Origin of the sequence: Brevibacillus fortis (genome assembly GCF_003013395.1) — a bacterium.
GTDB lineage: Bacteria > Bacillota > Bacilli > Brevibacillales > Brevibacillaceae > Brevibacillus > Brevibacillus fortis.
On the sequence record NZ_PXZM01000003.1, the window covers coordinates 406,232 to 420,723 of the forward strand.

Genomic DNA, 14,492 nt, shown 5'->3' on the forward strand with positions numbered 1-14,492 from the left:
TCGTAACCTGGGCGGAAACATTCAATCCGCACCCATTCACATTCGGCAACGATGGGAAATATTCCTGCTCTCCTGTACATTTAAGGCTGTACGAGCTCGGTTTGCATTTCTGATTGACCGAGCTTGCTTGCACACAATTGTAGATAGATGGGGATTTCCCATAACTGTTCTGCGAATGGCAATGCCCGTTGAAAATATTGTTCAGCTAGGCGCCAATTTTCTTCCACAACCGCGATTCTTCCCAGATGAAGATACCCTAACGAACGTACATACGGCTCAGCGTCTTCCAGGAAATACTTTGCTAACCGTTTCGCCTCTTGTGTATCCCCAAGCTTTTCATATGCGGAAATCATCCCGGATTGTCCGAGACGATTGTCTCGGTTTTTCTCCAGTATGATCCGAAACGCTTTGATTGCTTCGTCTACCCTTCCGTCAAACAAAAGCATCCATCCATAACTAAAAAGAAAGTCGTCATTTTCAGGTGCAAGACTGATTGCTTTTTTGACGAGCGTCAATGCGCGCTTCGTACCCGCTATGAGCCAAGTATTCCAAGCCAAGCCATGCCACGTCCACCCATCTTTTGGTAAACGCTCAGCCAAAAAGTGATAGCAAATTTGTGCCCGGTGGTAGTTGCCCACTGTTTCGTACAGAGAAGCCATTTCCTGAAGAGTATCGCTGTCCAAATCACGTGTCGGCAGCTGCAAGCCTTTCGGTGGACTCCATTCCACCGTCTGATCCATCGTATGCAGTAATTTGGCAGCACGCAGCCATAGCATCTGCGCTTCCCAATCGTGCTCGTTTTCTTCTAGATACGGTTCTAATTCGTCCAAAGCTTCCTGTGCATCGCCATCCCTTAAATAGCATAGCGCGAGGTTGTATTTGGCTTCTTCTTGTTCTGGCTTGATCTCGAGAGACGTCTTAAAAGCTTGTGCCGCCTCTAGCCATTGCTCCTCCTCTGCCAGTATGCATCCGATGGCATTGAAGCTGATGGCCACAATGGTAGGTGAGCTTGCTGTCCTGCCGAGAAGACGGAATTCCCGAAAGGCTAATTCTTTCTCCTCACACAATAGGAGACTGTAGGCGTAGTACAGGCGGCCACTTTCCCAGTCTGGTGATTTTTGGACTAATTCTGCAAAACACTTTTTCGCGTCCTGGAACATGCGTAAATGATAAAATCCTTCCCCACGACGAAAAATCGGCTCATATAGATTGGTTTCCGGGGAATGGTCTTTCTTTTTTCCGTCTGCTGTTTTTTTCATTTCAACGGCCTTTGGTGCTTCTGTATTCACCTGCGACTGTTGCGTCTTTTTCTCTTCTGCCGGAAGCTGTCCTTCCATTTCCTTGATACTTCGAATGGCATTCGATAATTTTTCTTCGAATTGAAGCCACAGGTCTACGACTGTATCGCTTACTTGACGCAATTGAAACAATTGTTCCGCGAGCTGAAGACGCTCTTTTTCAGAAGCCTTCTGCCACTTCTCTTCAATCGTCTGCGCTTTGTTACGAAGCGTATGGAACCAGTCTTCGATTTTCACAAGAAAAGCCACCCCCTATGAGGCATGAGTACTTTCATTGTCTCACAAGGCAGGTGGCTCTATGCAGGAAGCGACAGATCGCTTACAGAATCGTCGCGTGTACTTCTTCTGCAATCAATTCTTTGATCTGATTTTTTTCATCCATGATGGCGACACGTGGCTTGTAGGTTCTCGCCTCTTCATCCGTCATCATCGCATAGGCAATAATAATGACGATATCGCCCTCTTGTACGAGACGTGCAGCTGCTCCGTTCAAGCAAATGACGCCACTACCTGGAGCACCTTCGATGACGTATGTTTCCAGACGTGCTCCGTTGTTGTTATTGACGATTTGTACTTTTTCATTAGGCAAAATATCCAGTGCATCCAACAAATTTTTGTCGATGGTAATACTGCCAACATAGTTCAAGTTTGCCTCGGTTACCGTTGCGCGATGGATTTTTGCTTTCATCATGGTGCGGAACACTAAGAATTCCTCCCTTTTCTCTACTTGATTGTTGTAATCGTATTGTCGATCAGGCGTGTTTTGCCAAAACGAACAGCTAGCGCGATGATGATCGATTGACCTGCTGTTTCCTGCTCGACTGGTGCAAGCGCTGGATAGCTCAAGATTTCCACATAATCAATATCAGCCAGCGGCTTCTCGGAAATGATATGCGTCATACGATCTTTGATTTCTGAAAGAGCCATACCCTCTCCCAACCATACTTTTGCATGCTTCAAGCTCTGTGATAGCACTAGCGCTTGTGCGCGCTCGTCCGCTGACAAGTATACATTTCGAGAGCTCATGGCAAGTCCATCCGCTTCGCGTACAATTGGGCATGGAACGATTTGAACTGGCATCGACAAGTCGTGAACCATTTGCGTTACAACGGCTACCTGCTGGGCATCCTTTTGTCCAAAAAAGGCGTAATCGGGCTGGACAATTTGAAACAATTTATTGACGACGGTCGATACGCCATCAAAATGGCCTGGGCGAGAAGCTCCACACAATGGAGACGTCACATTCGCAACTGAAATATTGGTCAACATCGGCTTTGGATACATCTCGCTGACTTCCGGGGTAAATAGGAAGTCCACTCCCGCATCTTCAGCCAATTTGCTATCCCGTTCGATATCACGCGGATAGCGTTCAAAGTCCTCATTCGGCCCAAATTGCAGCGGGTTTACGAAAATGCTCATCACGACCAAATCGCATACTTCACGGGCAGCTTTCACCAAGCTGAGATGTCCTTCATGCAGAAATCCCATAGTCGGCACCATCCCGATCGTTTTGCCTTGCCGACGTGCTTCTTTTAAATGAACGCGCATCTCTGCAATTGTGGAGACTTGCTGCATCATCGTTTGCATCATGACTGCTTCACTCCTTCCCCGTACAATTCCTTGATGGTTTCTTCTGAGGCATGGAAGACATGCTCAGGCCCCGGGAAGCTTCTTGCTTCGACTTCTTTGTTGTAGGTCTCAATCGCTTCACGGATTGTTTCTCCGATGTTTGCGTAGCGCTTGACGAATTTCGGTGTGATATCCGATGCGTAGCCGACCAGATCATGGAACACCAGCACTTGTCCATCGCAAGTCACACCTGCTCCGATCCCAATCACAGCGATGTCCAGCTTGTCCGCAATCATGCCTGCGACCTCTTCTGGAACACATTCCAGAACAATGGCGAATGCACCCGCTTCTTGAATGGCAAGAGCTTCGTCCAACAATTTTTGGGCTGCCTCCAGATCTCTACCTTGTACTTTGTAACCACCTAATTGATGGACCGATTGTGGGGTAAGTCCAATATGTCCAACGACAGGGATGCCTGCTTGTACACAACGTGTAATGATTGGGGCGAGTTCACGCCCCCCTTCCATCTTGACCGCCTTGGCCAGCCCTTCTTGCATTAGTCTGCCCGCGTTTTTCACCGCTTCCTCAAGCGTTCCGTGATAACTGAGGAAAGGTAGGTCCGCCACGACAAATGCACGCTTGGCCCCTCTCGTTACTGCTTTCGTATGATGTAGCATATCCTCCATCGTAACAGGGATGGTGGAGTCATAACCGAGTACGACCATTCCCAATGAATCACCAACCAGAATCATATCAGCGCAAGCTTCATCCGCTAATTTGGCTGACGGATAATCATAGGCGGTCACCATGGTAATCGGGGTTCGCGTTTCTTTTTTCTTGCGGATACTCGAAGTCGTAATGGGTCTGTCGTTTGTTGCCATTTTTCATTTCTCCTCTTTTGCATCAAGCCCGTGGATCGTGTGAGGAATAAAAAAACCTTCTCACGTCAATCGGGAGAAGGTTGTCCATGTCAAAAAGACATCATGCGTCCAACGGATTCCTTCTGTCTCGGTCCACACAGGCTCTGAGCAGATTTTTGTCCATACACGTATTGCATTAAGATTGCACGATCTATCCAAAAATACTCCAGGAGTACCGTTCACGTAGTGATACAGCCTCCAAATTGGAGTATAGCAAATGATTTAATCATTTGCACGATAATTGACATCAGCCGAATAAACTTTGTGAATCTGTCCCGCCTGATCCTCGACCTTCAGTACGCCTTCCTCATCTAAGCCAACGGCACGACCTTCAAGCTGTTGTGAAATCGTCTGGAGGGTCACCCATTTGCCAATGGTGTACGAATGATCCTCCCACTCTTGTTTTACACGCTCGAAGCCAGCTTGCAAATAGTGGTCGTACTCTTCTTCAAAAATTCGGCAAAGCCGCTGAATAAACGAAACACGCTTGAGTGGCTCACCAGATTCAATTCGAAGTGAAGTCGCAATCTGTGCCAGTTCAGCTGGAAAATCAGTCTCGACACTATTGGCATTGAGCCCAATTCCGATTACTAAATAATTGACCCGATCCGATTCTGCATTCAGTTCTGTCAAAATCCCGCATACTTTTTTGTCTCCAATAAAAATATCATTCGGCCATTTTATTTTGACAGGCAATCCCGTTTCTTCCCGAATCGTTTTCGCTACGGCTACTGCCGTTAACAACGTCATCTGAGGTGTCTTCGGCAAAGGAATCGCAGGACGGATGATCAAGCTCATCCAGATCCCCGTACCTTTCGGAGAATGCCATGGTCGACCTAGTCTGCCTTTCCCACCTGTTTGCAGCTCTGCTAGCACTAGCGTACCTTCTACTGCCCCTTTGGCAGCAGCCTCGTGTGCGAGTGGTTGTGTCGATACCACCTCATCGTAAGCGATGACATTTTGTCCGATCCGATCTGTCGCAAGCCCAGCCATGATTTCTGCTGCTGACAAGCGATCAGGAGCTACCAATAGGCGATACCCCGATTTGCGTACCGCCTCTACCTCGTAACCATCCCGGCGCAGCTCTTCGATATGTTTCCAAACCGCCGTTCTTGAACAACCACATGTTTGGCTTAATTCTTCACCAGAGATGAAACTACCCGGCTGGTCACGGAATGCTTGAAGGATGACTTGCTTAATGTTCATCTTGTGCAACCTCTTTCTTTGCAACTTCGACGAGTGCTTCTGGTGTATTTGGTAAACCGTGCAAAGCCGTTTGTCTTAGCAACGATTCCAAGACGTGGACAATCCACTCACCTGGCTTTTTCTGAATAGCCACTTGCAGGTCAAGCCCCGTGATTGCCAAATCCTTGAGAGTTTTGACAGGCATGCTCTCGTATTGATCGATGAGTGCTTGTTTCGAGAACGATTGCCTCTCTTTCCACCAACACGCTTGCAATAAAATGGCGAACTCGTTGCACGTGTCCCACCCTACTTCAAGCAGCAGTGGCCCCCACTCGATTGATTGAGGGACATCCCATTGCGGCTGCAATCGTGTCAGAAGTTCAACCAAGCAACAAATTGCTTCTGTTTCTCTCTTGGACATTTTGAGGAACTGACATACTTCACGCGATTGTACAGGAGAATAATTCGCCGCAAACAGTAGTAACGACCATTTTTGAGTTATGCTTTCCAAATGATGGAGCCGCCAGACATGCTCATTCGACAGGACGAACAGTTTTTCTACACCAGGGGCATAAGCCATGAGCTTCGTTTCATTCAACAACTGACAACCTACCTCTGGGGCTTTGCTGTCGAGTGTTTTATTCAGCTCTTCCCTTATCCGCTCCACAGCAATATGAGCTAATAAAGGTGCCGTCTGTTTCATGGCTAGCATGGTCTGATCTTCTATAGCAAAACCTAATTGGGAAGCAAACCGTACACCTCGTAAAAGCCGAAGAGCATCCTCCTGAAATCTCTCTAGTGGGATGCCTACAGCCCGAACCATCCGATGCTCCATATCCTCACGTCCACCGAACGGGTCGTGCAATACTTGATTACGATCCATAGCCATTGCGTTCATCGTAAAATCTCGTCGCTCCAGATCGAGCCGAAGTTCTGAAACGAACTGAACCTCAGCGGGTCGTCGGTAATCTTCATATTTTCCTTCCGTCCGAAACGTGGTTACCTCGAACATCTGCCCCTCAACTTTTACAGACACAGTACCGTGTTTCAGACCAGTCGGGACATGATCGGGAAACAATCGGATGACGTCGCCGGGATGGGCATTCGTACATATATCTATATCATGAACAGGTCGTTGTAAAAGCCAATCGCGGACGCAACCACCTACATAGTAAGCTTCGAAGCCGTGTTCCTCCAATCTGTCAAGAACACGCTTTGCCAATTCTATCGCCAATCCAATCCCCCCTTTCTAGTTTGCTCCGCCTGATCTACACAAGGAGGCGTTTTTCATGAGAGTTTTGTATGGATTGTTTATTTTTATATCCAAAGTGCATCAGCTAGCCAAAAGCTCGATCTTACGTTCAAAAACTTAGTTTTTAATCGGATGTACTAGCCAGCAAGTTGGCGTAAAGCGCTTCATACTGGGATGCAATCGTTTCGTGACAAAACGTTTTGCAGGATCGTTCAATGCCATTCGTCGAAAATTCGCGGTATAGCTCTTCGTTTTGGAGGAGACGAATCGTTTCTTTCGCCATGCCTTCAACGTCCCCGATTGGACGCAAAAAGCCGTTCACACCATCCAGAACGACTTCGGGCAATCCTCCTGCCACTGTAGCGACGACAGGCACACCACAAGCCATTGCTTCCAATGCGACGAGACCGAAGCTTTCCTTTTCCGATGGGAGCAGCATGATGTCTGCCATCGACAATACCTCTGCGACGTCCTCCTGCTTGCCGAGGAAGCAAACATCGTCACTCAGATCGAGCTCAGCGATCATCTTGCGGACCAGACCCATTTCGGGCCCTTCACCAATGAGGATCAGTCTGGAAGGCATTTCTTTACGTACGCGCGAAAATATTTCAATCACATCCGGAACTCGTTTGACCGGACGGAAATTAGAGATGTGCATAAGAATTTTTTCACCATTCGGTGCAAATACCTTTTTCAGCTTCGTTACCTCTTTCGGGTAATAACGCCGCTTGTCTACGAAGTTGTACACAGGGACTATTTCTTTTTCAACATGCAGCAGCTCTTTCGTCTGCCTGATCAAATCATTGGACACCGCTGTTACCAAATCGCTTCGCTCAATGCCGAAGCGAATCATATCACTCAAATTCGAGTCATAACCCAGAACAGTTATATCAGTCCCATGCAAGGTGGTCACAATTTTCAAATGATCCCCAACCATTTGCTTGGCGAGAAACGCACACAACGCATGTGGCACAGCATAATGCACATGTAATAAGTCCAAGTTTTCATTTTTCGCCACTTGCGCCATTCGATTCGCCAAGGTCAAATCATAGGGTGGATATTTAAAAACATCATAGTTGTTCACTTCTACTTCATGATAAAAAATGTTCGGGTGAAACGCTCCTAAGCGAAATGGCATTCCACCTGTAATGAAATGGACTTGATGTCCCCGCTCGGCCAATAGCTTGCCCAGCTCTGTGGCTACTACCCCCGATCCGCCCAATGACGGATAGCAAGTAATCCCGATCTTCATACAGTGTCACTCCTTCTCACAAGCTCTTTAATACATACGGAGCTGCACTGACAAATCCTTCTGCATAGGCTACACCAGCCTGCTGACCAAACAGTCGCTCTCGATACTCGACAGACTCCAAATACCCATTGGTTAGCGGTGTTTGAACACTACCTTTTTCTAGCTCAAACTGACTGCGGTAGCAACGCAGCGCCTCCATTTTTTGCGGATAAACAGCGGTGATATCCACGACAACCTGAGGCGTGACAGTGGAATTAATGAAATAGTAAAGGAATTGCGAAGGTCGATAAGCAGGCAAAGAAGGCTCCGGCAAATACTTGCGGATGCCCGCATTAAACACCGCCTCTCGAACGATCCGACTTACGCTTTCGTGATCTGGATGACGATCCGAATAATAAGGCGCAAGCACAATGGCTGGGCGTATTTCACGAATTAGCTTTACGACACGTTCAATCGCACTTTCCCTGACAGCTTCCAAGCCACGATCAGGTAGACCAAAATTATAGCGAGCAGCCACTCCCATCACTTGGTCAGCCGCAGCCGCCTCTTGCTGCCTTCTTTCAACCGTTCCATTCGATGACAGCTCAGCATAGGTCAAGTCAAGAATCCCCACGCGCTTCCCCTCTTTGGCTGCCAAGATCAGACTGCCTGCCGCGCCAATCTCGACATCGTCAGGATGCGCTCCGATTGCCAAAATATCGAGTGAACTCATGCTTCATTCTCCTCATGCACCACTTCGCGCCAATCCAGTTGTCCCAGCTCCAAAGCCTTCAGCATGATCTCTGCCGAACCGAGATTCGTGGCAAACGGTATCTTGTGCACATCACACAGTCGAAGCAACGCGATAATATCAGGCTCATGTGGTTGTGAGGTAAGCGGATCACGCAAAAAGATAATCAAGTCCATCTCATTGCGGGCGATCATCGCACCGATTTGTTGATCGCCTCCTAATGGCCCTGACAGAAACCGGGTTAAGGACAGCGACGTAGCTTCCATGATTCGCGACCCAGTTGTTCCTGTTGCATACAGCTCGTGTTTTGCCAAAATGGATTCATAGGCCATCGCTAGTTGCACAATCTGTTCTTTCATTCGATCATGGGCAATCAATGCAATTTTCAAGAAAACCTCTCCCTTTATGGCTGGGTATCGTGTGTATGTTAATCAAACGTTTAATCAATCAGATGTTCCAATCCGTAAATCAATCCGTTCATATTCATCACGGCTTTAATGGCCATATTCACGCCTGGCATGAATGATTCTCTGTTAATCGAGTCGTGGCGAATGGAGAGCGTTTGTCCTGTTGCACCAAACAAAACCTCCTGATGAGCAACCATGCCTGGCAGACGGACACTGTGAATCCGGAAGCCTTCGTAGTCAGCACCGCGAGCGCCTGGAATCGTTTCCACCTCTTCAGGATGCCCTTGCTTGAGCTCTTCCCGAACGGCTGCGATCATCTCGGCCGTCTTCAAAGCAGTTCCGCTTGGCGCATCCAGCTTGCGGTCATGATGCAGCTCGATAATTTCCACATGCGGCATATATTTTGCCGCCATTGCGGAAAACTTCATACATAGAATCGCGCCGATCGCAAAATTCGGGGCAATGATGGCACCCAGTCCCGCTTCTTTATAGCGTTCTGTCATCTCTTGCAGCTGCTCTGTCGTCAGTCCCGTTGTTCCCACGACCGGTCTCACACCACGAGCCAGACAGAGCTCCATATGACGATACACGGTATGCGGAGTCGTAAAGTCTACTAGAACATCCGGCTTCATTTCGTCCAGTTGCTGATTGATTCCCTCTTCGCTCACACGCGTGTCCAGATTGCCTGTAAAAACGAGCGTGGGATCTTGCGCTAGCATTTTCACTACTTCTTGCCCCATTCGACCATTTGCGCCTGCAACTGCTACACGGATTTGTTTAGTCATGCTACTCGTTCTCCTCTATTCTCGTCCAGCGATCTTTATCGCGAGTATTAAACTTGTGCATAATACGATCAAACGCTTCCTGCAAATCGATACCGAGTGAGTTTGCGAAACAAATCACGATGAAGAGTACGTCACCCAGCTCTTCCTCTACTGTTTTTTCGCCTTCGTCCTTTTTCTTCGGTTTTTCCCCATAGAAATGGTTAATCTCTCTGGCTAGTTCACCTACTTCTTCCGTCATCCTAGCCAGCATCGAAAGCGGGGAAAAATAGCCTTCTTTAAATTGCGATATGTATTGATCAACTTCATGCTGCATCTCTTGCATAGTCTTTTCCCGTTCCATCCGCCCACTCCTTTTTTCACATTCTTCTCTCTTTCACCTATCGTACTAAAAAAGGCTTCGTTTGCCAAATCACAATACTTTGTCTTTCCAGCATATGGACAATCAAACGAGCGTTCATTTATAATGGCTTTCGGATAGCCCTCAGGTAACCCAAGTATTACCTGCACATCATGTCCGGGGGGAAGCCTTTTCCTGGTCCGGCGAACAGGAGGAAATATGAAAATTCGTCTTGACAGTATCATTGCCATTATCATCGGTTCTGCCATTATGGGATTTGGTATTAACGCGTTCAACATTCCCAACCATCTAGCTGAGGGTGGAATTACTGGTATCAGTATTTTGATCAAGCTGTTAGTTCCTGCTGTGGATCAGGGAATCGTCTTCTTCGTCCTGAACATACCGCTATTTTTCTTGGGCTGGAAAATTCTTGGACGAACTTCTTTTTTCTACACGATTTTGGGAACGGTTTCTCTCTCCGTCTTTTTGTCCGTATTTGATGGTGTACTTCCATTGCCGATGAAAGATCGCTTGCTCGCTTCCCTGTATGCCGGGGTAGCTGTTGGTGTCGGTCTAGGGATTATTTTCCGTTACGGCGGGACAACCGGCGGTGTAGACATCATTGCTAGACTGCTTCAGAAATACATGGGTATCAGTATGGGGAGGACGTTGTTTTTCGGAGACATCTTGGTCATTGGGGCGTCCCTCGTCTATTTGAATCTAGAGAGCGCCATGTATACCCTCGTCGTCGTCTTTATCGCAGCACGTGTCATCGACTTTTTCCAGGATGGCGCGTACGCAGGAAAAGCAATGACGATCATATCCAACGAAGCAGATAACATCGCCACGCAACTTCTCGATCTAGGACGAGGTGTGACACTCTTTGCGGGTAAAGGTGCCTACTCTGGCGATGAAAAGAAAGTCATCTATGTCGTTGTCAGCCGAAATGAAGTCATGCGTTTTAAAACCATTGTGCAAGAAATTGATCCGCATGCTTTTGTCATCGTCAACGATGTGCATGAAGTTCTCGGAGAAGGCTTCACCCTTGATGAAAACAAGAAACCGCTTCACGACTAGAACGAAGCAGCACAGCAAAAAACCTTGCCTTTTCGTACAGGCAAGGTTTTTTGCATCCATTAAGTTGAACGGATTTCTCCATCATATTTCTTCCACGCCACATAAGACAAGGCCATGACCAAAGCAATCGAGATCGATGCGAGAATCACGATAGGTGAATCTGGCCGCATCATCAAACGAGCAAACGTACTCTTCTCTTCTCCCACAAAAGCCACTTGAAAAGAGTTGTTCAATTCTCGCAACGCCTCTCGTACTAACTGCCAATCTACTTGGGAGTTCCGCATCTCTTTGGATATGATATCGTAGGCAACCGTAATCGAGGACATTTGTCCCTCCGGAAGCTGAATACTCATGCCTGGCTTAATGGCCAAAAATAATCGGTAATTCTCATCGAACTGTTCGCGAAACTGACTGAAATTCCGTTCAACAGCCGATAGCTGCAAATTTTGGACCTGTGTTACGAGTGAAGGATAGTAGCTGCGCCACATCGGCTGGTGATCATGTGTCAATGCGTCTATGGCGATACGGACCCGCGTGGCATGCCACAGCAATTGCTGTTCACTTGCGTTTGCAGATGCAAAACTTTGCTTGGCTGCCAATATGGACTGAGTCACTGCATTCAAACTCTCAATTCGTATCGGATTGGGCAAATGCTGGTTCGGGAATCGTTCCGCCAGTTGTACAATGCGCTGCTCTGCCCCTTCAAGATCTCCCTTTTTTGCATACGTCAGTAACTCATGCGCAATTTGATCCAATGCTGCCAACTGCTTTTCTTCTATCGGTTGGTTCAGCTTCGAGTACAAATTATGAATGGGCCACGACAAGAACAACCCGATCATGAGAAAGAATAATAAAAACCGGATATTTTTCTTCAACGCAAATAACCTCCTTCCCTAGTACAGCCTATGGAAAGGAGGACAAGATTAGACCTTATTTGTCGTATACTTCATATTGACCCACCAGATCACCGAGATCGAGATCAGACTGAGAAGAACCGTAAACAAGCCAACGAAGCCCTCATACGGATCCAGCACACTCGGCAGCCACGGATGGATGTCCATGACGTAATCGAGAAAATCATTATTCAGTGTCCACAGCGCAGCGATTCCCACCGGCAGAAGACTTAGCTTGTAAAAACGCGCATACAAAACAGATTCCACAGCCATGCCGGTGTGGGAAATGATCAGCATCACGTCTGTCCAACGCACTTCATTGCCCATCATCCAACCAACCACGATAATGCAGACGGCCCAGACACCATACTTAAAATTGGTGATGCCAGCCAAAGCTTCCAGTACAGGAATGTGGCGACCCAACAAATAGGTAAGGAGTACAAGCGAAAAAAGTCCGCTACCTGTCGGGCTGTCAGGGACAAAAGGAATTAAATACGCTGGTGTCTCAGCCAATTGGTTACCATACCACATGAATCCATATATGGTTCCCAAAAAGTTGACGACGAACAGCGTCCAAAGAAACCACCTTTTGCCCAAAGATTGCCGAAACCACTCCCATATCCAGATCATGTATAATCGTCTCCCGCTGTGTACGCCGCTAAAGAAAAAGCTGACCGCATTACCAGCCAGCTTTTCCTCTATTAGCTTATTTCAAGCCAGCCATGTATTCAGCCAGCTTTGCGATTTCCGCATCATCTTTGATCAAACCGGCTGGCATTGCGCCTTTACCGTTCTTTATGACGTCAGTAATCTTGGCTGCATCCAAAGTTGCACCGATTGTTTGGAGGTTTGGACCCATGCCACCCTCCATGTTTTTACCATGGCATCCCATACAGCTTGTTTGCGCTTTCCAAAGTGCATCTGCTTTAAAGCTAGTGTCTGCAGGAGCAGGTGCTGTTGCACTAGATCCCTCTTTGCCACCAGTTCCTTTACCTTTATCTGGGTGAGCCAGATGATATTCATGGTTTGCCGCCCACGTCAGGTAAAAAATACCAACCAGTGCAGTCAGCATTAAGCCAGTAGCAACTGGACGCTTGCTTGGACGACGATCTTTGCTGGTATCCAGCCAAGGCGCCAGCATCAGTGCACCAAATGCGATACCTGGAATAACAACGATTCCAAGCACGACCCAATCCCCTGCAGCCCATGGATATTTCAGCAATTGATACAGGAACAAGAAGTACCAGTCTGGCAACGGAATGAATGATGTATCATTCGGGTTTGCTTTGTCAGTCAACGGTGACGGATGAGAAACCGTCAACACGAGGAAGCCAACCAAGCAAACGGCTGCCACCATCCACTCTTTCAACAGGAAGTTCGGCCAAAACGGCTCGTTTTTACCTGGAAAGTCCGCGTAGGATGGAGAAATGTTTGGGATACGCTTCGCCGATACTCGGGAATCTCCGACGAAGGTAGCATCTTTATCTTGTTTTGCCATGCTATTTCCTCCTTTTTTCGAAGACCGATTATAGTGGACCCGAAATACCTTGCGAACGGATCATAACAAAGTGAGCTCCCAACAAACCAAGCAGTGCGCCTGGTAGGAAGAATACGTGAATCGCGAAGAAACGAGTAAGCGTTTGCGCCCCTAGAATGTCTCCACCTGTGAGCAACGTTTTTACATAAGGACCAATAAATGGTACAGAGTCTGCAATCTGTACACCTACCTTAGTCGCAAAGTATGCTGTGTTATCCCAAGGCAAGAGATACCCTGTGAAACCAAGACCCAGCATAACGAAGAAAATCAGTACGCCGACTACCCAGTTCAATTCACGAGGCTTTTTGTATGAACCTGTAAAGAATACACGCAGAGTATGTAGGAACATCATCACGATTACCAAGCTGGCACCCCAGTGATGCATACCGCGTACGATTACCCCGAACGCTACTTCGTTCTGGAGGTACTTAACGGATTCGTAAGCATTGATAACGTCTGGTACATAGTACATAGTCAAGAACATACCAGACAAAATTTGAATAACGGTAATAAAGAACGTAAGTCCACCAAAGCAGTAAACAAAAGCGGAAAAATGATGTGCCGGGTTCACGTGCTCAGGTACTTCGTGGTCAGCCAAGTCACGCCACATCGGAGTGATGTTTAAGCGCTCGTCGACCCAATCATACATTTTTTGCATCATTTTAGCCGTTCACCCCCGGACGAGGATTTGCTTTCACTTTACCTAAATACAATTTTCCCTCTTTGACTTCTGTCTCATACTCATCAAGAGAGGCCGTCGGTGGCGTTCCCAAAATGTGCTCGCCATTGATCGAATAACGACCCATGTGGCAAGGACAGAAGTACTCATTTGGTTGTCCTGGGCCAGTTCCCCAGTCAACCGTACACCCTAAGTGCTTACAGATCGGGGACAGAGCAAGAATCTCACCCTTGTCGTTCTTGGTAACCCATGCAGTAAGTGTAGATTCTGATTCATACCAACCGTCCTTGGTATGGACCTTGAATTCAACGCGTTTTGGCACGGCACTAAACTCATCCGGACTGCCGACAGCTACTTTATCTCCACCTGCATGTCCTTGCAGAAGGGGGTCTACCGCAAAGCGAATCATTGGGGTGATCATTCCCGCAGCAAGGAATCCGCCAGTTCCCATCAGGGCGTAGTTCAAAAAAGTACGCCTGGAAATTTCGCGTTTGTCTCCCATATCTTTTTTCCCTCCTTATCCTGTAAAATAGCGCTACGATGGCATTTTCATACATATACACTAGGTCAA

17 protein-coding genes are annotated in these 14,492 nt (G+C 47.5%); 1 reads left to right on the forward strand and 16 read right to left on the reverse strand.

Translation table 11 applies throughout. The features are described from left to right. Positions 1-80 precede the first annotated feature (80 nt). The 11 genes from C7R93_RS03505 to C7R93_RS03555 all read right to left on the reverse strand — a co-directional run bounded on the left by C7R93_RS03505 (position 81) and on the right by C7R93_RS03555 (position 9,738). Complete coding sequence (locus tag C7R93_RS03505) at positions 81-1,535, reverse strand: tetratricopeptide repeat protein (protein WP_106837491.1); 1,455 nt, start codon at positions 1,533-1,535, stop codon at positions 81-83. 82 nt (positions 1,536-1,617) lie between these two features. Next, a complete protein-coding gene (gene panD, locus C7R93_RS03510; protein ID WP_007723146.1) occupies positions 1,618-2,001 on the reverse strand; it encodes an aspartate 1-decarboxylase in 384 nt (127 codons plus the stop codon). Positions 2,002-2,021: 20 nt separating this feature from the next. Then, positions 2,022-2,888: a pantoate--beta-alanine ligase gene (panC, locus tag C7R93_RS03515; protein ID WP_106837492.1), complete on the reverse strand. Its 867-nt coding sequence runs from the start codon at positions 2,886-2,888 to the stop codon at positions 2,022-2,024. Continuing rightward, positions 2,885-3,748, reverse strand: a complete 864-nt coding sequence (panB, locus tag C7R93_RS03520) for a 3-methyl-2-oxobutanoate hydroxymethyltransferase (RefSeq protein WP_106837493.1) — start codon at positions 3,746-3,748, stop codon at positions 2,885-2,887. Before panB ends, panC begins: the two co-directional genes overlap by 4 nt. 261 nt (positions 3,749-4,009) lie before the next feature. Further along, positions 4,010-4,993: a biotin--[acetyl-CoA-carboxylase] ligase gene (locus C7R93_RS03525; protein ID WP_106837494.1), complete on the reverse strand. Its 984-nt coding sequence runs from the start codon at positions 4,991-4,993 to the stop codon at positions 4,010-4,012. Continuing rightward, on the reverse strand, positions 4,983-6,206 hold the full coding sequence (locus C7R93_RS03530) for a CCA tRNA nucleotidyltransferase (protein ID WP_106837495.1): 1,224 nt from the start codon (positions 6,204-6,206) through the stop codon (positions 4,983-4,985). Before C7R93_RS03530 ends, C7R93_RS03525 begins: the two co-directional genes overlap by 11 nt. 142 nt (positions 6,207-6,348) lie before the next feature. Then, entirely contained in the window at positions 6,349-7,476 is a 1,128-nt protein-coding gene (gene bshA, locus C7R93_RS03535; RefSeq protein ID WP_106837496.1) for an N-acetyl-alpha-D-glucosaminyl L-malate synthase BshA, read from the reverse strand. Between the two features lie 16 nt (positions 7,477-7,492). After that, positions 7,493-8,188, reverse strand: a complete 696-nt coding sequence (gene bshB1, locus C7R93_RS03540) for a bacillithiol biosynthesis deacetylase BshB1 (RefSeq protein ID WP_106837497.1) — start codon at positions 8,186-8,188, stop codon at positions 7,493-7,495. Beyond that, entirely contained in the window at positions 8,185-8,595 is a 411-nt protein-coding gene (locus C7R93_RS03545; protein ID WP_106837498.1) for a methylglyoxal synthase, read from the reverse strand. Before C7R93_RS03545 ends, bshB1 begins: the two co-directional genes overlap by 4 nt. A gap of 50 nt (positions 8,596-8,645) precedes the next feature. Further along, complete coding sequence (dapB, locus tag C7R93_RS03550) at positions 8,646-9,398, reverse strand: 4-hydroxy-tetrahydrodipicolinate reductase (RefSeq protein WP_106837499.1); 753 nt, start codon at positions 9,396-9,398, stop codon at positions 8,646-8,648. A gap of 1 nt (position 9,399) precedes the next feature. Beyond that, entirely contained in the window at positions 9,400-9,738 is a 339-nt protein-coding gene (locus C7R93_RS03555) for a nucleotide pyrophosphohydrolase (RefSeq protein ID WP_106837500.1), read from the reverse strand. Between the two features lie 216 nt (positions 9,739-9,954). Between C7R93_RS03555 and C7R93_RS03560 the strand changes: the two genes are divergently transcribed. Next, positions 9,955-10,812, forward strand: a complete 858-nt coding sequence (locus tag C7R93_RS03560; RefSeq protein ID WP_106837501.1) for a YitT family protein — start codon at positions 9,955-9,957, stop codon at positions 10,810-10,812. Positions 10,813-10,871: 59 nt separating this feature from the next. On the opposite strand, the gene C7R93_RS03565 is transcribed toward C7R93_RS03560, so the two are convergent. The 5 genes from C7R93_RS03565 to C7R93_RS03585 form a co-directional block, all read right to left on the reverse strand. Then, positions 10,872-11,687: a sporulation protein YpjB gene (locus tag C7R93_RS03565; RefSeq protein WP_106837502.1), complete on the reverse strand. Its 816-nt coding sequence runs from the start codon at positions 11,685-11,687 to the stop codon at positions 10,872-10,874. Between the two features lie 48 nt (positions 11,688-11,735). Continuing rightward, positions 11,736-12,335, reverse strand: a complete 600-nt coding sequence (locus C7R93_RS03570; protein WP_106837503.1) for a DUF1405 domain-containing protein — start codon at positions 12,333-12,335, stop codon at positions 11,736-11,738. Positions 12,336-12,411: 76 nt separating this feature from the next. Then, positions 12,412-13,203 carry a menaquinol-cytochrome c reductase cytochrome b/c subunit gene (locus C7R93_RS03575; RefSeq protein ID WP_106837504.1) on the reverse strand — a complete coding sequence of 264 codons (792 nt, stop codon included), beginning with the start codon at positions 13,201-13,203 and terminating at the stop codon, positions 12,412-12,414. 28 nt (positions 13,204-13,231) lie between these two features. Next, positions 13,232-13,903: a menaquinol-cytochrome c reductase cytochrome b subunit gene (gene qcrB, locus C7R93_RS03580; RefSeq protein WP_106653045.1), complete on the reverse strand. Its 672-nt coding sequence runs from the start codon at positions 13,901-13,903 to the stop codon at positions 13,232-13,234. A gap of 1 nt (position 13,904) precedes the next feature. After that, complete coding sequence (locus C7R93_RS03585; protein ID WP_069845319.1) at positions 13,905-14,423, reverse strand: Rieske (2Fe-2S) protein; 519 nt, start codon at positions 14,421-14,423, stop codon at positions 13,905-13,907. Positions 14,424-14,492 lie beyond the last annotated feature (69 nt).